Source organism: Vibrio penaeicida, assembly GCF_030689305.1.
Classification (GTDB): domain Bacteria; phylum Pseudomonadota; class Gammaproteobacteria; order Enterobacterales; family Vibrionaceae; genus Vibrio; species Vibrio penaeicida_B.
Genome location: NZ_JAUYVM010000002.1, coordinates 618,129 through 638,630, shown reverse-complemented (window position 1 = coordinate 638,630; position 20,502 = coordinate 618,129). Strand labels below are relative to the sequence as shown.

The following is a 20,502-nucleotide window of genomic DNA, read 5'->3' as shown; positions in this document are numbered from 1 at the left end:
ATTTTATCAAGTGATCTGAGTGGCTAGCGTTATCCCAAAGCGTTGGCTAACGGAGATTTGTGCTTGTCTAACACTCTAAATACAAAGTACAAAAGTAGCCCTGCGGGTCCATACAAGAACGTAAGCGGTAGGCATGGAATCAGTTGCCATTTTGTGCTTTTTGATTGCTTAACATCGTCTATCATCCAGCGCCCGATAAACAGATCAAAAATCAAAAAATGCATCCAACCTGCGGCTAGGTTTCCTTCAGATTCAAACAGCAAGCCTACACCAAAAAGGCTGGCATAATTGCCATTGGGCGCGCTTCCCCAAAATTTAACTACCAGAGAAACATAAAGAATCGAAAGCAAAAAAGGAATGAAGCGGCCACCAAACAATAAAAACCAACCACTAAACTTGTTAGAACCCATTATCACACCCACAACCAAGCACAACCAACCTAACAGTGCCAAGCTGCTGCCCATTTCAAAAGCTAGGTGAGCAATCATGATTTCTCTCCTTCTAATGGACTTGGAAGCACGACCGCTTGGTGCCCGTACTTAAGTACATCGCCTCCATGCTGCTCGGCATATTCCTGCGCTTGTTGCTCTGAAGAGAACCACAAATTTAGTGTCGAAACACATTTTTCATCAAAGTGTCTTGTTTTAGTAGCGTGTTCAGGCGGCGCGAGCAAAACAGGTTTGTATTTTTCCCAACTGGAATAACCTGCTTCTATTGCGAGCATTCGCAGGAAATGTTTACGTTGTAAGGTTTCCCGCTGTTGGTATAACCCAGAAACCGATACGCCATAGCAGACACCAGCGGCATGAAGTCTTCTTAATGCAGGTAGAGATCGAGAAACAGAGCCGGATTTCGCGGCACGATGCAGCATTCGAGCTTCATGTAAAAGGGACTCGATTTGAGCATTCGTTTTAGGAGAGTTTTGCGGTGTTGGATCTTGAGCGGGTACTTTTCGATTGTGCATACGAACTCCATCGTTCTGTTGACCGGCCTCGTTTTTGGTCGAAAATAGAGTTAGTAATTTGTCATTTTAACGCACAGGTGGAATGACTTTCACGAGAAGGGCGCCCTGTAAGCCCGAAAGAAGCATAGCAATCACATACAGAGTTTGTAAACGACTTTTTAAAATGGATGGGATGAGATAACAAATTAAAGCCAATATAGTGTTACAGGAAATCAGTTCCATATTCTACCAAATAGGGATCATTTGAATGTAAGGTTGTTGCGATGAAAAGAAGTTTACCTAGAATACATCGTGTGCGTCTTAAACAAGGCGTTATAAGTCGCAAAAAAACGATACCTATGGCATAAGAGATAGGGTGTTAAACAGACGAGGAACGCCAATTGGATTTTACGGAAGTCAAAAGTAATGAAATTCCCCTTTGTCTATTGCTAGAGGCAGACCCTTGTGAGAGCAGTATTTCGTCGTACTTAGAAGGATCTTGGTGTTTCGCAGCTGTAGAAAATAGCGAAATAATAGGTGCTTGTGTGGTGAAGTTGAAAAGCCACAACGTTGCGGAAATCTACAACATATCCATTACACCTAACCATCAAGGGCGCGGTATCGGTTCAGAGCTAATGCGGTACACCTTAGCTGAATTACGGTTTAAAAATGTAAAAAAAGTGGAACTTGGTACAGGCACATTTGGATACCAATTATCTTATTATCAACGAATTGGCTTCAGAGTAGAGTCCGTCGCTAAAGATCATTTCCTGCTTAATTATCCAGACCCAATCTTTGAAAATGGCATACAGCATAAAGATATGTTGAGGCTCTATTTGAATCTTGAGTAATCAGGCTAACAACCGGTAGTTCGGCGTCAGGCAAGCTATACCCAAGTTCACTACTCTTTGGTAGAAAAGTTACTGAATCAAGTATTCTGAGGTTACTTCGGTATAAGCATCAAGTTCATGAGGTTTCCATGAAAAATACGGTATTAATTGATTTTGATGGGGTTATTCGTCATTGGTCAAACGTTGAATTGGATGAATTAGCCATACAACTCGGTCTAGACAGTAATCCACTGTTTTCATGTGCGTTTTCGGAAAACCAACTGCAGCCTGCGATAACAGGAAAAATCACTCACGTAGAGTGGTGCGAAAATATTAAGGTGGAGCTAGCTGAAGGGTTCGGTGATGAAATAGCAGCGAGCTTGGTGGATAAATGGTCACAACAAAAATCGGTGCTTGATCTGGGTTTTGTCAATAGTATCCGCAACTTAAATACAAACATACGGATAGTATTAGTTACTAATGCGACTAGCCGCTTAAATTCCGATCTCTCCAATTCCGCCTTAGAAGGGGTATTTGACAAGGTCATCAATTCTTCTGATATCGGTGTTGCCAAGCCTTCACCATCATTTTTTGGTCAAGCAATGACGCAACTAAACGTTACCGCTGCACAGTGTGTTTTTGTTGATGATACATATAAAAATGTCGAATCCGCGCGCGCTTTAGGAATTGAAAGCATTTTACATCGTTCCACACAAGAAACATTGGCATTCCTAGAAAAAGCTATTTGCGGATAATCGCTTTAAATAGGCATTAAAAGAGACGCAGTTCGTTTATCAACCTAATGAGTCAACATATACTTTTTAAAGTAAAACAATGAGGAAACATGGAAGTTAGAAGAATTCGTTCAACCGATTTAGAAAGTTTTTTTGCTTTGTGGCAAGGTGTCTTTGATGAAGGTATTTATCTTAGAAGCCCACCGCCTCCAAAAGAAAAGATCTCGTTTGTTTTAAGTAAAATTGAAGAGAAAAAAATCCCCCAATTTGTTGCTGAAATAGATGGAAAGATTGTAGGAAGTATTGAGGCGTTCCCAGGGACAATGTGTGGGATGGATTCGGATGATATCGGTTTTGTAGGAGCGCAAGTACACGCCGATTTTAGGCGTCTTGGTATTGGTCGAAAGTTACTTGATACCGTCATATTAGACAGCAAACGATTTGGGTACAAAGAATTAAATCTTGAGGTGTACTGCTCGAACCTACCAGCTCAAAAGCTTTACCAAGCCTTTGGGTTTGAATATTCGGGTCAAGCGAATGAAGTCACCCTTCCTTCAGGAAAAACAGAGCAAAGTTCAAAAATGCGCTTAATCATCTGATCAACCTTTAAGTTTATGTTGATACTAAATTTGTTTGGATAACTGCTTTTAAGAAGAATGGAGTGCACCATGTTGGAAAAATATGGGTTTATCGTCAAAGCAAACAACTACCGCCATACGAAAGATAGCGCAAGGCTCGATACCGAAGGCTTTTCCACACAAGTCGTTTGTGTGAGTACCGACGAAGAAGCCATTCTCGTAGCAGAAACAATGATAAACCAAGGTATTCAGGTCATAGAATTGTGCGGGGGATTTGGTCAAGAAAGTGCTGAGTTTGTCATCGCGCAATTAGACACTCAAGTCCCCATTGGTTATGTCACATTTAGTAGTAAAGAACAGCAGAAGTTAACTCGTCTTATCCCTAATTCCGACTAACAAAAGAGAATCATGAATCACACTCCAACGTTAAAAAGCCATACGTTGACTTTACGCGCTATTACCCAGCACGATACCAATGATCTATTTGAAATTTATGGTGATACGAGAGTCATGGAGTTCGCATCCGATCCGACATTTACAACTATCAGTATGGTTAAACAAATGATGGAGAGCGTTAATAAACTCAAGGCGTCGGGGGAGTCGTATGAATGGGCGATTGTGGAGAACCAATCTCGCAAGGTCATTGGGACATGCGGTATTCACTCTTTTAGTGAATGTGGCACAGTTTGCGAAGTAGGTTGCCTCTTAAATGCGTCATTTTGGCGGAAAGGGATCATGTCCGACGCGCTGCTTATGCTCTTTCGGCACGCAAAAAATTTGGGCATTTCGTCACTTTTAGCCGATATCAATAAGGACAATACACGCTCAATCGATCTTTTTGTCAAGCTAGGCTTCAATCAGGCGGGCGGTGTATACAAACTCGATTTTAACTCGGGGCATTAATATTTTAAAACTGGTTATAAAGCTAAAAGAGAGCTATGAATCGCATTGTACGCCAATTCATAGCTCTCTGTGTTTTAAGTTATTTCGTTAGTTTTTCTTACCACATGAGCTTTGGGCTGCTGCCTCAACAATAATTTCACCCTCTTCTTCGGTAATCAACCCAGATTTCAAGACAACTTTGCGAGCTCGAACTACACAGCTTACGTACTGACCATGACTCTTCCAAGCTTGGTTTTCAGATGGACCAGAACATGAACACATTTGAGCAACAATTTGTGCTCCGGAACAACCTTGTGCATCAACCACGGCGCCATATTCTGTATCCGAACAGTAGTCATCCGCATCTTCTATACCATCTTGATCTGAGTCCACAACTGGGAAGCTAGTATCATCAAGTGGATCTGAACCCGCCGAGACTTCTTCACCATCGGATACTCCATCTGCATCTGTATCTGGGTTTGTCGGTGAAGTACCAACCAAAATTTCCTCTTGATTAGACAATCCGTCACCATCATCATCCGAATAGGTTCTTCCAGTGTTGGTCTCTAGTTTGAACATTCCGCCAGCCAAACCCCCACCATCAAAAATGATGAAGTCTAAAGAATGTGTGCCGGAAAGCTGAACTGGATAGGTTAAGTTGTTAACATTCCAATAAGCTGATTGAAAGCCCACCAAGTTTCCATCGAGATACACCCAAGAACAATTGTCTGCAAGAAGAGAAAGGTCAAAATCACCTACTCCAGTAACCTCAAGAGTGTAGCGAGTCCAACTGTGTCCACCCGGGCCTTGAGAGCCTAAATTTGCCCATGCGTTGATCCATTGAGCATCTAACTGAACGCCTGGTTGCCATGGGTGAGCGTTAGTCCCAAATTGGTACGCGTTTCCGTTTGCTAGCCAGTTCGCATCTAACCCGATCGATGAATCAACGTTACATACGGAGTTAGTCCAATTTCCATCGGCGTATGCCGGATATATGGGCTGATAAGTACCAACAGTATTATCACTAGTGTAAACCACAACTTCACTGGCATTCGCAATATGCGAAAGCCCAAAGAAAATCGTTATTATAAAGCTCAAATATAACTTAGTTCGACCAAACATTTTCTGCCTCCAACAGTTTTTCACACCCCGATTACTGACTAAGGTGTCAGTAATATTGAAAGACTAGTACATGAGACAGGAATGTCGATTCCATAGAAAAAAGTACGTTGCAATTTGAGAATCATAATAAAACGCAACTGCAACACAATTAAGTACTTACATAATTAGCTCAAACACTAAAAATAACAGAGAACAATCTACTTAATTGAAATAGCAAAAATTTTAAAAAAATATTTTTTTTATTGTCAAACTCAACGTCTGTATTGGTACAACACCAAGATCATACCTAACCAGTGCTTTCTCCTTGTAAAGTAAGGGGCAATGCATAAGGTAAATCTAGAAATCAACAACTTATAATAACGGCAGCAACTAAACCTAATACCTAAACTGCCCAACGATCATTTCTAATCGCCCTGCGGCCTGACTGACCTCTCCACTGTTTTGGACTGACACATTCACAGCTTGCTTGGTATTGTTAGCCAAATCGGCGATGTGAGTAATGTTTCTGTCTATATCTGCCGAAACCATGGCTTGTTCTTCCGATGCCGTTGCAATTTGTGAGTTCATATCAAAAATGGCACTCACTTCTTCGACGATACGCTGAATCGCTTTAACTGCATTGATGGTTTGCTGATTAGTATCTCCGGCTTGCGACAAGCTTTCTTGCATTAAGTTTACGGTGTTTTTTACGCCTATTGATAAACCACTGATGGTTTCTTCGATGACTTTGGTGGAATCGGTGGTTCGTTTTGCCAGTTGCCTTACTTCATCTGCCACGACTGCAAAGCCTCGTCCGTTCTCACCGGCACGTGCAGCTTCAATCGCAGCATTTAACGCTAGTAGATTCGTTTGTTCAGTAATTTCGCTGATCACCGAGACAACGGATTGAATCTCCGTGCTTTGCTCTTCTAGCTGCAACACCAAGTTTTGTGAGTTGGTGATATTATCGGTGAGCCCTTGAATGCTGTCTCCAGCAATGTGGCTAAGACGCATACTTTCTTCTGCATCCATCTTCACTTTGTGGGCAGTACTTGCTGCATTTTCAATGTTCGATGCAATCTCATTCGTAGTCATCAACATCTGGTTGACGGCAGTGGCGATAGAAGAGGATTCTAACTGCTGCTGCTCCGCATTATCCATGCTCGTATTGGCGGCAACTTGGGAGGATTCGGCAGCGTGAGCAAGTTGTACAGTCACTGCTGCCATTTCGAGGATGCTGTCTTGAAGCTTACCAACAAATTGATCGAACGACTGGCTAAGCTGAGCGAGTTCATCTTTCCCATCATCATTCATGCGAACGGTTAAATCGCCTTCACCTTCCGCGATGTTGCGCATCATATTTCTTACGTTGATAAGGCGATTGGAAATCTGGAAACTTAACAAGATAAGCAATGACGAAATAAACAGCCCAATGCCAATACCGAAACTGCGAAGTTTGACTTTGGCTTCACCACGTAACTGATTGACCAGAGCGTCTATCTGAGCTTGCATTTTGTTTAAGCTGTCCTCTGTTCCGTGCACATTCTTTCGTAGCTCACCACGCATACCGTTATTGTGATCTAAGCCCAATGCTTTACAGGCTTCATAAAGTTCACCAAATGCTTCTCGATAATCGTTTGATGCCAAGCTGAGTGCATCAACCATTGCCGTTGATAATGGTTGAGCCTGAATTTTGCTGTGGAACGTTTGCCAATGCTTTTGAACCTGTAGGAATTGTTCGTGACGTTGCGTCAAGAAAAATCGATTTTGGCTGTCTACCAAGCGTAAGAAATCATTGGAGAGGCTAGGGCGGTCCGCAGATATTAGCAGGTTATTGAGCTTTACTTCTGTAGCATTGAGATCCCCAAGTAATCCAGAAGTTTCATCTAGCCCAATATAAGACATCTGGGTAGCCAGTCGATTGAACTGGTTTAGGTACTGCTCCAAAGTACGTTCAATATGGTCGAAATCGGTATTACTTTGGGTTGCGTATTGTGCCAGCTGGCTATCCAAGTTACTCACCCTAGAAAGTAGTGAATTGTAACTAGATTCAAATTTCTTAATGTATTTCGGGTCTTTACGTGCCAAGAAGTCTTTTTCATGTCGTCGGAGTAAGAGAAGCTCTGTTTCACTTTGTGCATTTTGCTCTGCTGCAAACTGAAGGCTTTCTAGCTCTTGGTTGACGCTGCTTTCATAAGCCGCATAGGCAACAATACAAACCAATAGCGATACAGTGACCGCCAGAAGCTTTGTTTTAATCTTAAATTGCGAAAGTGCACTTGCGCTGTTTTTTTTCAATGGCATACCTAGCTCCTTGACCCCAAAAGATGTCATTTACCGTATGCACTCGCACAGGTAAATTCGCTTTCATTGGTTGGACTGACGTTAAATAAAACGATACGGCATGATTCGTTAAATCAAATAAGCGACTGCCGGCTAAGATCAACCGATCTCAAATGTTACAGTTATATTTATTTTTTATGACAGGCAGTACTATTAACAGATAGCATGATATTTATAGAATGCAAGAAGGTGCTTATTAGTACCTTCTTAAATAGGAAGAAAGTTTATTTCCTGGTAGGGCTTTATTGATTTCCTTTTACATCAAACTCCATTTTTTCTGCCCCAGTAAACACTTGAAAACGCAATCCTTTTGCTCGTGCAATAGTCGTGATCCCAAATTTTCTGGCCAAATCTAACCCCATTTGGGTGACACCAGATCGTGATAGCAAAACAGGAATACCCATTTGAGCCACTTTAATGACCATCTCTGATGTCAATCGCCCCGTTGTATAGAAGATCTTGTCTTCTCCCGACTCCTGATTTAGCCACATCTCCCCAGCTAAGGTATCCACAGCATTGTGACGCCCGACATCTTCAACAAAAGAGAGAATGTCTTCTCGTCGGCACACTGCGCAACCATGAACACCGCCTGCTTTTTTATACGTGTCGTTGTGATGGGTTAGCGCTTCTAACGAGGCATAAATATCAGACTGTTTAGTCACTACGTTCGGAACTTGATAGTTTTCCAGCTTTTTCATTACATTGCCGTACATGGTGCCCTGACCACATCCCGACGTGACTGTTTTCTTCTTTAGCGCTTTTTCTAAGTGATCGATATTTTCTTTGGTGATCACCGCTGCCGTACCAGTTTCCCAATCAATAATGACAGACTCAATGGCCGACGGATCCTCAATAAAACTTTGATTTTTTAAGTAACCCAAAACCAGAGCTTCAGGTCGCGAGCCTAACGTCATCAAGGTTACGATTTCCTTCCAGTTCAGCATTACGGTGATAGGGCGTTCACATGCGATTTCTTTAACCATGCGCTCCCCATACTCATCAAACACCTCAACTTCTTGAGTTGGAGATGGGGTATTTCCGCTTTTTATTATTTTGGGTTGGTAAGACACAGAGATTCCTTAACAGAGTATTCTTTTTGAGTTCATTACAGCACAGCAATAACCCTGCCATTTTGTTTTGCCTTAATGCTCGTGCGTAGCTTTTGTTCATAGCGTTGGCGTAAGAATTGCTTCGACTGCTATGAGTATCAAAGTCTGAGTATAAGATGAGAATTGAAATGTCATTGGAAAAGAGTGAAAACCTTTGGACAATTGAATGCCAACTCGAGAGCCAGAACGTAGGAGAAGGGCGCTGGGTAACCCAACAATGGGAATGGAAAGGTGTGGATCTAAAGCCAACCGAACCAAACCCATTAACTCTGGCATTAGAGCTGTATAAAGATGAACGGACAGACTATCGGTTTAATCTAAGCTCGGTTCAACCCAAGCTATTCCTCGCTTTAGAAAACCTAGACACCTTAGAACCAGTGAAACTCACTGCATCTCAATCGGTTGCTGCCAGTTACCTTGATGGCGATTATTTAGTGCTTTCCATCGAAATGCCCTTGCCGATTCAAGCGTGGATGGAAGCGTTCATAGGGCGGCATGGTGAACTTTTAGAACAGAAACGTAAAAAACGTAAAGGGGCGGGCAGAGCCAGTGGCAAGTGATTTTTTAAAGCGTTGGTCGCAGCGCAAATTACAAGAAGACGACAAACAACAAACGTTGCTTACAAGCGAAGAAAACAGCCTTTTAGGCAAAGAAGACGAGGACATAGTCGATATCGCGGATACTGACGCCATTGAAAATACTGACGTTTACGAAAATGCGGGCGCTTGCGAAAGTAAAACGTCTACAGAACTTCCGCTAGAAGATGAAGATCCATCGGATGAGCCATCTGTAGCAAAGTTATTGAGCAAAGGAGCAGAAACAGCCGTTAAGAAAGCCGCATTAAGAAAGCTTTTCCTAAGTGGCAAATTCAGTGAGGTCGACGCCTTGAATGACTACGATCACGACTATTCGAAGGTAGGCAACCTCACCCAAGAAGCCGCTGAAAAGCTAAGAGGCTGGGTGAAAGAGCAGTTAGACGAAGAGACTGAAGAAGAAGAAAATAAAGAAATAGCTAAGAAAGACAGGGAATTAAAGGAAAATGAAAGTACAAGCTCTGAAGAATTATTACCGCAGTCAGAAGCGCTTGAAGCAAACTCTGGTGAACCAAAAATAGAAGAAAATAAGCCTCAAGCTGAAGAAATTGAGCCTAGTTCAGGAGTGAACGAGACAAAATATACCACATAGAAAGTAGGTACATTTTGACTCCTTGCTTATAAAACAACCTGCGACAAATTGTCACAACCATTTAACCTTGCGCACAAAACGCAAACATCAAATACACCATTCTTTCAATAGACTGCGGTTGGATCGCTAATTGCTTTACTGGTTCTTAAATGAGCGGAATACACGCTCACACATGGAACATAAAGCGATGTTAGAACCAAAAGCAATGTTAAAACAAAAAATTCAAAATGCTTCTAGCGTGAATGGACGAGCAAGAGCAGCAGCGTTAACCAACACTGTGGAGCTGACCAACCTAATTCCCCCAACGGTCAGCTACCACAGTGGGGGTCACACACTCGTGATTGGTCCATTTTCAATCCTTTCTGAGATAGAGGCGAAGCTCGATTCGCTTTCATCTCTTACACTGCTGTGTACCGAACAAGATGCAGATAGAAGCCAACTGATCAATCCATCTCGCCTCTATTTTGGGCAACAACCCAACGTTCAAGGTTTTCTTGGTGCCTTTAAGGTTACCGTGAACCATGATGGAACTAACGTGAATTTAGCTACTGCAGCTATTGGTCACGACTGCTTCGATATTGTGCTGGATATGACCCTAAACGGTATTATGAGCGAAGAAGTACCTGTACCCGGTTATTTCCCATGCGGACGTGGATACCCAACGTTACCTGAAGCCTTAGAGTCCATACCAGATCTTATGGGTACGTTTGATAAGCCTAAATACTTCCGATTAGATACCGACAAATGCGCCCACAGCTCGCGGGGTATTAAAGGGTGTGACCGCTGTGTAGATGCCTGCCCAGCAGGTGCACTTACGAGCGATGGTAATGATCAAATTGGGCATAAGATTCAGATAAACCCTTACTTATGCCAAGGCGTTGGAACTTGTGCAACAGCCTGTCCAACAGAAGCGATCCACTACGCAATTCCCGAACCCGTTCAAACCCAATCGTTCGTTGAAAAGCTGCTAGCCAATTATAAAGAGGCGAGTGGGGAGAACCCCATCATTTTGTTCTGTAGCAATCGACACGAAAGTTACAACGTCATGGCTTTAGATTCGCTACCAGACAACGTTATACCCGTTGAACTAGAGGAACTGCCTTCAGTAGGAATGGATACGTGGTTCGCAGCATTGGTCAATGGCGCATGTCAGGTAATGTTTGCTGCCAGTAAAAAAATGCCTCCGACAATTCTAAGAGTGTTAGGGCAAGAAGTAGAAACCGCCCAAACACTACTTAGCCAAATGAACTTAGATCCTTCTCGTATTCAAATTTTGTATTTAGAAGAGCTGAAAGGCGGTGAGCCTGTTTTGAGTGATTCTCACCTAACGCCTTCTCTATTAAGTACACCAATTGGTGTATTAAACGGTTCGAAAAGAGAGCGCCTTTTCTTGGCACTCGATTCATTATCGGTTAACCACATTCCCGTTCAAACCATAACCAACATTCCAACCAGTGCGCCTTTTGGCAATGTAAGTTGTGTCGGTAAAGATTGCACTTTATGCATGGGCTGCGTTGCCGTGTGTCCAACAGGGGCGCTTCATAATGACGGAGTCTCGCCACAGCTAAACTTCGTGGAGCAAGACTGCATTCAATGTGGAATGTGTGAAAAAGCCTGTCCAGAGAACGCGTTAACACTTACACCAAGGTTTAACTGGGACGCAACTCAGCGCAAACAGGTTCAAGTTATTCATCAAGAAAAAGCCGCGGAATGTTTACGATGTGGTAAACCGTTTGCCCCTCAATCTATGATCGACATGCTTCAAAATAAGTTACGCGGTCACTCGCATTTCTCTGACGAAGTAGCCATCAACAGGATTGCAATGTGCGAGGACTGCCGTGTCGTCGATATGTTTAATAGCTTGGCTGACCAGCCAGAAAAGCAGCTCAATGTGTAAGGGAAGCGAATGAACGACACTCACCCAGTCCAACCTCAAGTATCAGACCACTCACAAGAACCAGCGCATTCTCAAACCTCAATGCGTTCTGATATCTATGCGCTACTTGCCACTGTGTTTCGTGCTGCACCCAGCCAAGACGTGCTGGATTGGATAAAAGAGCTCGAAGTCAGCGAGCATGCTGATAGCCAAATGGCGACAGCATGGAACAACTTAAGAAACACAGCTGGTTTGTATACCCGCGAAGATATTCAACAGGAATACCAAGATCTGTTTATAGGAATTGGGCGAGGTGAAGTAATGCCTTTTGCCTCGTGGCACTTAACCGGTTCGTTAATGGAAAAACCACTTGCAGCGATTCGGCAAGATCTCATGCGAATGGGGTTCACTCGAAACGACGAAACGAAAGAACCGGAAGACCATTTTGCTGCACTGTGTGAAGTCATGTCCTTACTGGATTCTGAAACGGAGCAAAACGCGTTTTTTAACCGCCATATTCAACCTTGGTTTGAATCATTAGCTAGGCAAATTCGGAAAGCAGAAAGCGCCCGTTTTTACGCCGCTATGGCAACCGTATTACACCAATTCTTGCTTATCGAGCAGGTTCGCTTTGCGCGAGTACCTGTCCGAGAAGCCTAGATGATAACTAGAGATGCAGAGCATCCACTCAATGGGCACTGAATCATGGAGCACCCTATGAAAGATAAACAAGCCATCGATACACGCCGCCGAGATCTGCTTAAGGGATTAAGTACGGCAGCAGTAGCCGGCACGCTTGCCGCAGGGACATCTACGGCCGCTTCAGCAAACGAAGCTAAGCCAGAGGTGGAAGAAACAACCACTGGATATAAAGAAACTCAACATATCCGTGATTACTACGACACCCTATAAGGAGCAATGGAATGAAACTTACCAAGCGTTCCGATAGCGTAAACAAGGAAGAAAGCCAAATCGGATTGAGCCGTCGTTCTTTTATGAAGAACTCGACACTGGCAGCAGGGGGAGCCGCCGTCGGCGCTTCTATGTTTGCGCCGGGGATGATGCGCAAGGCAAACGCAAAAACCGTCGCCTCAAAGGTACCCACCGAAATTAAGCGCACCATCTGTTCACACTGTTCTGTAGGCTGCGGCATTTACGCCGAGGTACAAAATGGCGTGTGGACAGGGCAAGAACCTGCGTTTGATCACCCATTTAATGCGGGTGGGCACTGCGCCAAAGGTGCTGCTCTGCGTGAACACGGACATGGGGAAAGACGCCTCAAATACCCAATGAAGTTAGAAGGCGGTAAATGGAAGCAAATGAGCTGGGAAGATGCCATCGAAGAAATTGGCAATAAAACGCTCGAAATTCGCAAGGAGTCAGGCCCTGATTCTGTTTACTTCCTAGGCAGTGCAAAACACAGCAACGAACAGGCTTACATGTTCCGTAAGATGGCTTCTTTGTGGGGAACCAATAACGTCGACCACCAAGCGCGTATTTGCCACTCCACCACGGTAGCTGGCGTAGCGAACACTTGGGGTTACGGCGCGATGACCAACTCCTTTAACGACATGCATAATTGCAAGTCCATGTTGTTTATTGGGTCTAACCCAGCGGAAGCACACCCCGTTGCGATGCAGCATATTCTCATCGCAAAAGAAAAGAACAACTGTAAGATCGTGGTTGCGGATCCTCGCCGCACGCGTACCGCAGCTAAATCCGATCATTACGTATCCCTTCGTCCAGGCTCCGATGTCGCATTCATTTGGGGCATTTTATGGCATGTATTCAAAAACAATTGGGAAGACAAAGAGTTCATTCGCCAGCGCGTTTTTGGCATGGACGAAATCAAGAAAGAAGTCGCTCGCTGGACACCGGAAGAAGTTGAGCGCGTTGCTGGCGTAAGTGAAAAAGAAGTCTACAAAACAGCCAAGCTCCTTTCAGAGAACAGGCCCGGTTGCGTTGTATGGTGTATGGGCGGAACTCAACACACTACAGGTAACAACAATACTCGTGCTTACTGCGTGCTTGAATTGGCGTTGGGCAACATCGGTAAGAGTGGCGGTGGAGCGAATATCTTCCGCGGTCACGATAACGTACAAGGCGCGACAGACTTAGGCGTCCTTTCTCATACGCTACCTGGGTATTACGGGCTGTCGAATGGCGCTTGGAAACACTGGTCGAAAGTGTGGGATGTGGATTACGAGTGGGTACAAAAACGCTTCGATCAAGACGAATACCGCGGTAAAAAGCCAATGAACAACATGGGTATCCCTGTTTCTCGTTGGATAGATGGCGTGTTAGAAAACAAAGACGCCATCGAGCAGAAAGACAACATTCGCGCCATGTTCTATTGGGGGCACGCCGTAAACTCCCAAACTCGTGGTGTTGAAATGAAGAAAGCGATGGAACAGTTGGACATGATGGTGATTGTCGATCCGTATCCAACCGTTGCTGCTGTAATGAATGATCGTAAAGACGGTATCTACTTGTTGCCTGCCACCACACAATTCGAAACCTATGGCAGCGTAACGGCGTCGAACCGATCCTTGCAATGGCGAGACAAAGTGGTTGAGCCGTTGTTTGAATCGAAACCCGATCACGAAATTATGTATCTGCTTTCTAAAAAGCTCGGCTTTTCTGATCAGCTGTTCAAAAACATCAAAGTGAATAAGAACGAACCTTTGGTGGAGGACATCACCCGTGAGATCAACCGTGGAATGTGGACGATAGGCTATACAGGACAAAGCCCTGAGCGTTTGAAAGATCACCAGAAAAACTGGCACACCTTCCATAAAACATCGCTAGAAGCAGAAGGGGGACCATCTCATGGTGAAACCTACGGGCTACCTTGGCCTTGTTGGGGAACACCAGAAATGAAACACCCTGGCACTCACATCCTTTACAACACATCCAAACCCGTGGCTGAAGGTGGGGGTAATTTCCGCGCTCGATTCGGAGTGGAATTTGAGGGCAAAAATCTGCTCGCAGAAGACAGTTACTCGAAAGGCTGTGAACTGGAAGATGGGTTCCCAGAATTCAGCGACAAACTACTGAAGTCTCTAGGTTGGTGGAATGATCTTACCGAAGCGGAAAAAGCCGCAGCGGAAGGAAAAAACTGGAAAACCGATCTTTCTGGGGGCATTCAAAGAGTCGCAATAAGCCATGGGTGTATTCCTTTTGGTAACGCGAAGGCACGCGCCGTCGTTTGGACTTTCCCGGATAGAGTGCCACTGCATAGAGAACCCCTTTACACGCCGCGCCGTGATTTGGTTGCCGACTACCCAACGTGGGACGACAAAGAATCCATCTATCGCTTGCCGACGATGTACAAATCCATTCAGGACCAAGATAAGTCCGCGGAGTACCCAATCATCCTTACGTCTGGGCGTTTGGTTGAATACGAAGGAGGTGGCGAGGAAACACGTTCAAACCCTTGGCTAGCTGAACTTCAACAAGAAATGTTTGTTGAGGTGAATCCGAAAGACGCGAACGACTTAGGGTTCAGAGATGGCGATATGGTTTGGGTAGAAGGCGCCGAGAAAGGAAGAATTCACGTGAAAGCCATGGTTACGCGCAGAGTGAAACCAGGTATGGCGTTTGTTCCTTTCCACTTTGGTGGCAAGTTCCAGGGTAAGGACCTACGCGATAAGTACCCTGAAGGCACGGATCCATATGTTGTGGGTGAAGCAGCGAATACCGCGACCACCTACGGTTATGATCCCGTTACTCAAATGCAGGAGAGTAAGGTGACTCTCTGCAACATCAGTAAAGCGTAAGGAGTCATAAAATGGCTAAGATGAAATTCCTATGTGACACCAAGCGTTGTATTGAATGTAATGGTTGTGTCACCGCCTGTAAAAATGAAAACGATGATGCCCTTGAATGGGGCATTCAACGCCGCCGTGTTGTCACATTGAACGATGGGCAATCCGGTGAAAACTCCATTTCTGTCGCGTGTATGCACTGTACTGATGCACCTTGTATGGCGGTGTGCCCTACAGATTGCTTCAGCCAAACCGAAGATGGCATTGTTCTACACAATAAAGATCTTTGTATTGGTTGCGGCTATTGTCTGTTTGCCTGCCCGTTTGGTGCACCACAATTCCCTAGTACGTCGGCATTTGGCGAGCGCGGGAAAATGGACAAATGCACCTTCTGTGCTGGCGGTCCTGAGACAGAAAATGGCTCAACGGAGGAGCGTGCAAAATACGGTGCAAACCGCGTTGCTGAAGGGAAATTGCCAATGTGTGCAGAGCTTTGCTCGACGAAAGCCTTGTTGGCTGGCGATGCAAATACCGTTTCGGACATTTTCCGTCAGAGAATGGTTGAACGCGGCGGAAGAGGCGCGGGCTGGACTAATGGTGAAGATTTGGCATTTGACGCGACCAAAAGTTAGAGAGGCATAATGTTACATCGCATATTGATCGCTACTTTTGCGTTGTTTCTGGTGTTCGTCAGCAACCCTATATTTGCTGACGAATCCGCCAACGCGGAAAGAGAAATAGCCCAATTGGCGGGTGCCGATTACTGGCGACAAGTAAAAGATGGCGAAGAAGGGTACACCACATCCAAGGGATTGGAACACGGTATGCTCATCAATACGACTGGGCAACTGTGGCGTGAAATAAGAAATAAATGGATAACTCCCATTGGCGGCTACATGATCTTAGGTGCGTTTGGTGCACTGCTGGCCTTCTATCTCTGGGCGGGGCAAATCAAACTGTCTAAGGAACGGACTGGCAACAAAGTACTGCGCTGGACACCTTTTGAGCGTGCGCTGCATTGGTATACCGCTTCATTGTTTCTCATTTTGGCGTTATCTGGGCTTATGCTGATGTACGGAAAGTACATTATGATGCCCGTTGTGTCGTCTAGTGTTTGGGGATTTATCATTAGCGCGGCGAAGATTTCGCACAACTATTTAGGACCACTATTTGTATTTGGTTTGGTTGGCATGCTCATCAAATGGATGAAAAACAACCTCTTCAACAAAGTCGATCTTGAATGGTTTAGGCAAGGTGGAGGCATTCTGCCTAATGGTAAGCACCCTGAGGCCGATTTTTGTAACGGCGGTGAAAAGATATGGTTTTGGTTGCTTGCTACGGCAGGCGTGACCGTTTGTGTGACAGGGTTAATCATGGATTTCCCAATGTTCAACCAAACTCGCGAACTCATGCAGATCGTTAATGTGCTTCACGCCATATCGTCTCTAGGGCTGATAGCAGCTTCATTAGGGCATATTTACATCGGTACTGTCGGAACAGAAGGGGCACTAGAAGGCATGAAGACAGGCTATGTTGATGAAACATGGGCAAAACAGCACCACAACATCTGGTATAAAAAGGTGAAGAAACAAGAAGGTGAAAGCTAATATTTGGCTTGCGCGTTCCCACTTAAAAAACGGTCCTAAATTAGGGCCGTTTGTTTTTTTTGATGCATGCTGCTTTCCATGTCAAATCGTTCAAATTTACTACGCCAAGCAAAGCTACTTAAGACTTAACTGAACATCACTGGGCTTTGGGGATTTTCAGCGTCACGTTTGTGAATTCATTCTGTTCCGACTCGATTCGTATAGAGCCGTGTAATTTTTGCATTACAAATTGCGCGATCGTTAATCCTAGCCCTGATGCATTCTTCTTTCCGTTGTTGGTGTAGAAAGGGTCGAATACTTTGGTCAGGGTTTCTTCATCGATGCCCGTGCCGTTATCTTTTATCGACAACCGAACAAACTGGTTATCAGACGAAGTTGTCACCTCAATTTTCGCATTGTCTTGGGGACCCTTATTGTCGATCGACTCGATGGCATTCCTAAACACTACCTCAAGGACTTTGCGTACCATATTACGGTTGCCTACCACGACAAGTGATTCATCTATTTGCTTAATCACTTCAATGCCTTCTGGCTTCATGTAGAGGTCGTTGTCAGAAAAGACGCTCTGGAGCTTAAAGGGAGTCAGTTTTGCATCCAACGCTTTGTCTGCGAAAACTCGTAAACTAAGAAGTACGTCTTTTACGCGTAACAACCCAGCCTCAGAATCTTGAATCACCGCGTGTATGTCATCCAGTACTTCAGCGATATCCGTCTCTTCATAAAAAGTCGCGACAATCTCATGCTTTTGTTCATTATTTGGTTCAATAAACAACTGTTTGTGGAGGGCTAAAAGTGCAAGAATCGACTCGATGTATTGTTTTAGAGGCTCGAAATTCCCAAGAGTAGAGCTAATGGGGTTATTCATTTCGTGCAATAGACCAACGGCAATACTGCTTAAGGAATGCATTTTCTCTGATTGGATTTGATCTTCATTATCCGATTGAATGTGACTTAGTGAATCCTGTGCTTCTTGATATTTATGGCTTGTTTCCGTGATGGCATAGCGCCTTTCGAAGCTGGAATTCAACTGGGTGGACACTTGTTCCAGTATTTTTAAATTCGCAGTGTTGATCAGCTCTGGGTGTTGGTTATCGATAATACACATAATGGTGTACTTTAATTTCCCATACGTGCAAATAGGGAAGAGTAGCAAAGCCGCACCACTAAATAAGTCTTGTATTGCGTTAGACGGTTCTCTGTTTATCACGGGGTGCTGCAAGGTTCCATCTAATGGGATGTTTTTCGAAAGCATAACTTTTAAGGAGTCATCAAGCTCAGCGAGTATGCCTTGCTTCAGCCGATACACGTTGGGTGGTTGAGAATTTTCGGGTGCATCAAATAGAAAGGATATTTTAGCGTTACAGTACTGACCAATCGCACTCACAATATCAGCGACGAACAACGTATCATCGGAATGGGTTATGTCTGAACGTCCGACTCGCAGTAACATGGTGAGCCGGCTGTTTATGTTCGCCTGATTGTCATTAATGGCTTTATGCCTTTGCACTGCACGTTCGAAATGCATGTTTAGCTCATTCTCTGGCGTGTTTTTCAGACTGAACCCATGGTCAATGCATGGCAATGACGTGCTGGGCTTCATATCTTCATCAAAAACGACCCAAATCGTTGCCGAGAGTTTATTTAGAACATTTCGAACGTACTGAGTTAGCTCATAAATATCATCAAATGAATTGTCTGAGCAGTGAAGAACAATAATATCAGGGTCAAATGAACGAATTGAAGGCACGACTTGCTTAAGATCCGCAAATTCTGCGCTAATCTCTTTGCTTTTATACAACCTTTCAAATGGCTCTTTAAGCGTTTCTGACATTAAAATTTTGATAGGCATAAATTATCAAATTCATAGAGTTGGGCTACTTTTTAGAATAGTTCAACTTGATTCAGTGCGCCTAAAAGAAAAGGAAAAACATCCATTCTTACTTTGGTTAAACAAAATAGTGTGATTGGCGTCTGTTTATGTGGTTTGGTGAGAACCTGCTCATGAACACCTGCACCAATATGGAAAATCCAAATCAGTGCAATCTCACCATATTAGTGCAAGTGAGACATCCTTCATTCCCCCACAATTACTATAAACATAATTAACCTTTAAATAACAAAGTATTAAGTTTTGTGCTTTGTATTTTCAAGCCTTGGAACGATCTTTGCGTAATTAGCTCTTGTTCAATTCCCCAAAATTGGGAATGCAAAACTAATAGCACAGGAAGCGTGCAAGAAAATACAAAAGGAGTAATTAAAGATGAGTAATTCCGTTGCGGATGTGCAGGGCGCCGTTCACACACTCACTCAAAGTTCAGATACCTTGTTTCTTCTACTTGGTGCCATCATGGTTTTCCTCATGCATGCTGGCTTCGCCTTTCTCGAAGTAGGAACTGTGCGTAAGAAAAACCAAGTCAATGCGCTGGTGAAAATTCTCGCAGATTTCGGTGTTTCTGCTATCGCGTATTTCTTTATTGGGTATTGGGTCGCTTACGGAGCAAATTTCTTTGCTGATGCTGAAACACTTTCAGCAGGCAACGGGTACGAGCTGGTCAAATTCTTTTTCTTACTTACTTTTGCAGCGGCTATTCCCGCTATCGTGTCCGGTGGCATAGCGGAACGTGCACGTTTCTATCCTGTTCTTATTGCTACGTTTTTTACTGTGGGGCTGGTTTACCCATTATTCGAAGGGATCATTTGGAATGGCAACTACGGTTTGCAAGACTGGTTTGAATCCTCATTTGGTGCGGCATTCCACGATTTCGCTGGATCTGTTGTAGTGCACGGTGTTGGCGGGTGGATCGCGTTAGTTGCCGTCATTTTTCTGGGAATGCGTAACGGCCGTGTACGCGCTGGAAAACACACAAACTTCGCGCCTTCAAACATACCATTCTTGGCGTTAGGCGCATGGATCCTTTGTGTTGGGTGGTTCGGGTTTAACGTTATGTCGGCACAAACTTTAAATGGAATCAGCGGTCTTGTTGCAATGAACTCTTTAATGGCCATGACAGGGGGCATCCTTACAGCACTTGTTGCGGGCCGAAATGACCCAGGCTTCATCCACAATGGTCCCTTAGCTGGGCTGGTGGCTGTTTGTGCTGGCTCTGATCTTATGCATCCGATTGGCGCACTTATTACTGGCGGTGTTGCAGGAGCAGTGTTTGTTTACTTGTTCACGTACTTACAAAACAAAACCAAAATAGACGATGTATTGGGTGTGTGGCCTCTTCACGGTGTTTGTGGCGCTTGGGGTGGCATTGCTGCCGGTATCTTTGGTCAGAGTGCACTGGGTGGGCTAGGAGGCGTGAGCATAACGGTTCAAGTCTTGGGTACTGTTATTGGTATCGTAGTAGCTGTCGCTGGTGCCGCTGCGGTTTATGGCGTATTAAATCTCGTTACTGGGCTCAGACTTTCTGAAGAAGACGAATTCAATGGTGCGGATTTGGCGATCCATAAGATCAGCTCTACCAGCGAAGACTAAACCTTCTGCCCCATATTTACCTCATGATACTACGGTATCAATCTTTAGAAGAGCGACTTGAGTCGC

Annotated in this window: 20 protein-coding genes; 14 read left to right on the top strand and 6 right to left on the bottom strand. The window is 44.4% G+C overall.

Annotated features, from left to right (window positions below; genetic code table 11):
* Positions 1-29: 29 nt before the first annotated feature.
* Positions 30-488 (bottom strand): ABA4-like family protein, encoded by a 459-nt coding sequence (locus Q8W40_RS05965; RefSeq protein ID WP_305396295.1) that lies wholly within the window; start codon positions 486-488, stop codon positions 30-32.
* Complete coding sequence (locus tag Q8W40_RS05960; RefSeq protein WP_305396294.1) at positions 485-964, bottom strand: hypothetical protein; 480 nt, start codon at positions 962-964, stop codon at positions 485-487. Before Q8W40_RS05960 ends, Q8W40_RS05965 begins: the two co-directional genes overlap by 4 nt.
* Positions 965-1,344: 380 nt before the next feature.
* On the opposite strand from Q8W40_RS05960, the gene Q8W40_RS05955 reads away from it, so the two are divergent.
* From Q8W40_RS05955 to Q8W40_RS05935, 5 genes are all read left to right on the top strand, one after another.
* Positions 1,345-1,794, top strand: coding sequence for a GNAT family N-acetyltransferase (locus Q8W40_RS05955; RefSeq protein WP_305396293.1), 450 nt, complete (start codon positions 1,345-1,347; stop codon positions 1,792-1,794).
* A 128-nt stretch (positions 1,795-1,922) separates the two neighbouring features.
* Positions 1,923-2,528, top strand: coding sequence for an HAD family hydrolase (locus Q8W40_RS05950; RefSeq protein WP_305396292.1), 606 nt, complete (start codon positions 1,923-1,925; stop codon positions 2,526-2,528).
* A gap of 89 nt (positions 2,529-2,617) precedes the next feature.
* Positions 2,618-3,106, top strand: coding sequence for a GNAT family N-acetyltransferase (locus tag Q8W40_RS05945; RefSeq protein WP_305396291.1), 489 nt, complete (start codon positions 2,618-2,620; stop codon positions 3,104-3,106).
* Between the two features lie 69 nt (positions 3,107-3,175).
* A complete protein-coding gene (locus Q8W40_RS05940; protein ID WP_305396290.1) occupies positions 3,176-3,481 on the top strand; it encodes a DUF6506 family protein in 306 nt (101 codons plus the stop codon).
* A gap of 12 nt (positions 3,482-3,493) precedes the next feature.
* A complete protein-coding gene (locus tag Q8W40_RS05935; RefSeq protein WP_305396289.1) occupies positions 3,494-3,988 on the top strand; it encodes a GNAT family N-acetyltransferase in 495 nt (164 codons plus the stop codon).
* 87 nt (positions 3,989-4,075) lie between these two features.
* On the opposite strand, the gene Q8W40_RS05930 is transcribed toward Q8W40_RS05935, so the two are convergent.
* From Q8W40_RS05930 to Q8W40_RS05920, 3 genes are all read right to left on the bottom strand, one after another.
* On the bottom strand, positions 4,076-5,089 hold the full coding sequence (locus Q8W40_RS05930; RefSeq protein ID WP_305396288.1) for a thrombospondin type 3 repeat-containing protein: 1,014 nt from the start codon (positions 5,087-5,089) through the stop codon (positions 4,076-4,078).
* Between the two features lie 375 nt (positions 5,090-5,464).
* Positions 5,465-7,372 (bottom strand): methyl-accepting chemotaxis protein, encoded by a 1,908-nt coding sequence (locus Q8W40_RS05925; RefSeq protein ID WP_305396287.1) that lies wholly within the window; start codon positions 7,370-7,372, stop codon positions 5,465-5,467.
* Positions 7,373-7,653: 281 nt separating this feature from the next.
* Positions 7,654-8,481, bottom strand: coding sequence for a formate dehydrogenase accessory sulfurtransferase FdhD (locus Q8W40_RS05920; protein ID WP_305396286.1), 828 nt, complete (start codon positions 8,479-8,481; stop codon positions 7,654-7,656).
* 167 nt (positions 8,482-8,648) lie between these two features.
* Between Q8W40_RS05920 and Q8W40_RS05915 the strand changes: the two genes are divergently transcribed.
* From Q8W40_RS05915 to Q8W40_RS05880, 8 genes are all read left to right on the top strand, one after another.
* Positions 8,649-9,080: a DUF3305 domain-containing protein gene (locus Q8W40_RS05915; protein ID WP_126607096.1), complete on the top strand. Its 432-nt coding sequence runs from the start codon at positions 8,649-8,651 to the stop codon at positions 9,078-9,080.
* Positions 9,070-9,705 (top strand): DUF3306 domain-containing protein, encoded by a 636-nt coding sequence (locus Q8W40_RS05910; RefSeq protein ID WP_305396285.1) that lies wholly within the window; start codon positions 9,070-9,072, stop codon positions 9,703-9,705. Before Q8W40_RS05915 ends, Q8W40_RS05910 begins: the two co-directional genes overlap by 11 nt.
* Positions 9,706-9,910: 205 nt before the next feature.
* Positions 9,911-11,602, top strand: a complete 1,692-nt coding sequence (locus Q8W40_RS05905) for a 4Fe-4S dicluster domain-containing protein (protein WP_305396318.1) — start codon at positions 9,911-9,913, stop codon at positions 11,600-11,602.
* Between the two features lie 9 nt (positions 11,603-11,611).
* Positions 11,612-12,241: a TorD/DmsD family molecular chaperone gene (locus Q8W40_RS05900; protein WP_305396284.1), complete on the top strand. Its 630-nt coding sequence runs from the start codon at positions 11,612-11,614 to the stop codon at positions 12,239-12,241.
* Between the two features lie 57 nt (positions 12,242-12,298).
* Complete coding sequence (locus Q8W40_RS05895) at positions 12,299-12,493, top strand: transcriptional initiation protein Tat (RefSeq protein ID WP_101113828.1); 195 nt, start codon at positions 12,299-12,301, stop codon at positions 12,491-12,493.
* 11 nt (positions 12,494-12,504) lie between these two features.
* A complete protein-coding gene (locus Q8W40_RS05890) occupies positions 12,505-15,360 on the top strand; it encodes a formate dehydrogenase subunit alpha (protein ID WP_305396283.1) in 2,856 nt (951 codons plus the stop codon).
* A gap of 11 nt (positions 15,361-15,371) precedes the next feature.
* Positions 15,372-15,980, top strand: a complete 609-nt coding sequence (gene fdh3B / locus Q8W40_RS05885) for a formate dehydrogenase FDH3 subunit beta (protein ID WP_101113830.1) — start codon at positions 15,372-15,374, stop codon at positions 15,978-15,980.
* 9 nt (positions 15,981-15,989) lie between these two features.
* Complete coding sequence (locus tag Q8W40_RS05880; protein ID WP_126607092.1) at positions 15,990-16,955, top strand: formate dehydrogenase subunit gamma; 966 nt, start codon at positions 15,990-15,992, stop codon at positions 16,953-16,955.
* 136 nt (positions 16,956-17,091) lie between these two features.
* Here Q8W40_RS05880 and Q8W40_RS05875 read toward each other — a convergent pair whose 3' ends face one another.
* Positions 17,092-18,804 carry a sensor histidine kinase gene (locus Q8W40_RS05875; protein WP_305396282.1) on the bottom strand — a complete coding sequence of 571 codons (1,713 nt, stop codon included), beginning with the start codon at positions 18,802-18,804 and terminating at the stop codon, positions 17,092-17,094.
* A 411-nt stretch (positions 18,805-19,215) separates the two neighbouring features.
* Between Q8W40_RS05875 and Q8W40_RS05870 the strand changes: the two genes are divergently transcribed.
* Positions 19,216-20,436 (top strand): ammonium transporter, encoded by a 1,221-nt coding sequence (locus Q8W40_RS05870; RefSeq protein WP_305396281.1) that lies wholly within the window; start codon positions 19,216-19,218, stop codon positions 20,434-20,436.
* Positions 20,437-20,502: the final 66 nt, after the last annotated feature.

Coding starts and splice junctions, on each gene's coding strand:
- Q8W40_RS05965 (WP_305396295.1), bottom strand. CDS start 488: ATGATTGCTCACCTAGCTTTTGAAATGGGCAGCAGCTTGGCACTGTTA.
- Q8W40_RS05960 (WP_305396294.1), bottom strand. CDS start 964: ATGCACAATCGAAAAGTACCCGCTCAAGATCCAACACCGCAAAACTCT.
- Q8W40_RS05950 (WP_305396292.1), top strand. CDS start 1,923: ATGAAAAATACGGTATTAATTGATTTTGATGGGGTTATTCGTCATTGG.
- Q8W40_RS05945 (WP_305396291.1), top strand. CDS start 2,618: ATGGAAGTTAGAAGAATTCGTTCAACCGATTTAGAAAGTTTTTTTGCT.
- Q8W40_RS05940 (WP_305396290.1), top strand. CDS start 3,176: ATGTTGGAAAAATATGGGTTTATCGTCAAAGCAAACAACTACCGCCAT.
- Q8W40_RS05935 (WP_305396289.1), top strand. CDS start 3,494: ATGAATCACACTCCAACGTTAAAAAGCCATACGTTGACTTTACGCGCT.
- Q8W40_RS05930 (WP_305396288.1), bottom strand. CDS start 5,089: ATGTTTGGTCGAACTAAGTTATATTTGAGCTTTATAATAACGATTTTC.
- Q8W40_RS05925 (WP_305396287.1), bottom strand. CDS start 7,372: ATGCCATTGAAAAAAAACAGCGCAAGTGCACTTTCGCAATTTAAGATT.
- Q8W40_RS05915 (WP_126607096.1), top strand. CDS start 8,649: ATGTCATTGGAAAAGAGTGAAAACCTTTGGACAATTGAATGCCAACTC.
- Q8W40_RS05905 (WP_305396318.1), top strand. CDS start 9,911: ATGTTAAAACAAAAAATTCAAAATGCTTCTAGCGTGAATGGACGAGCA.
- Q8W40_RS05900 (WP_305396284.1), top strand. CDS start 11,612: ATGAACGACACTCACCCAGTCCAACCTCAAGTATCAGACCACTCACAA.
- Q8W40_RS05895 (WP_101113828.1), top strand. CDS start 12,299: ATGAAAGATAAACAAGCCATCGATACACGCCGCCGAGATCTGCTTAAG.
- Q8W40_RS05890 (WP_305396283.1), top strand. CDS start 12,505: ATGAAACTTACCAAGCGTTCCGATAGCGTAAACAAGGAAGAAAGCCAA.
- fdh3B (WP_101113830.1), top strand. CDS start 15,372: ATGGCTAAGATGAAATTCCTATGTGACACCAAGCGTTGTATTGAATGT.
- Q8W40_RS05880 (WP_126607092.1), top strand. CDS start 15,990: ATGTTACATCGCATATTGATCGCTACTTTTGCGTTGTTTCTGGTGTTC.
- Q8W40_RS05875 (WP_305396282.1), bottom strand. CDS start 18,804: ATGCCTATCAAAATTTTAATGTCAGAAACGCTTAAAGAGCCATTTGAA.
- Q8W40_RS05870 (WP_305396281.1), top strand. CDS start 19,216: ATGAGTAATTCCGTTGCGGATGTGCAGGGCGCCGTTCACACACTCACT.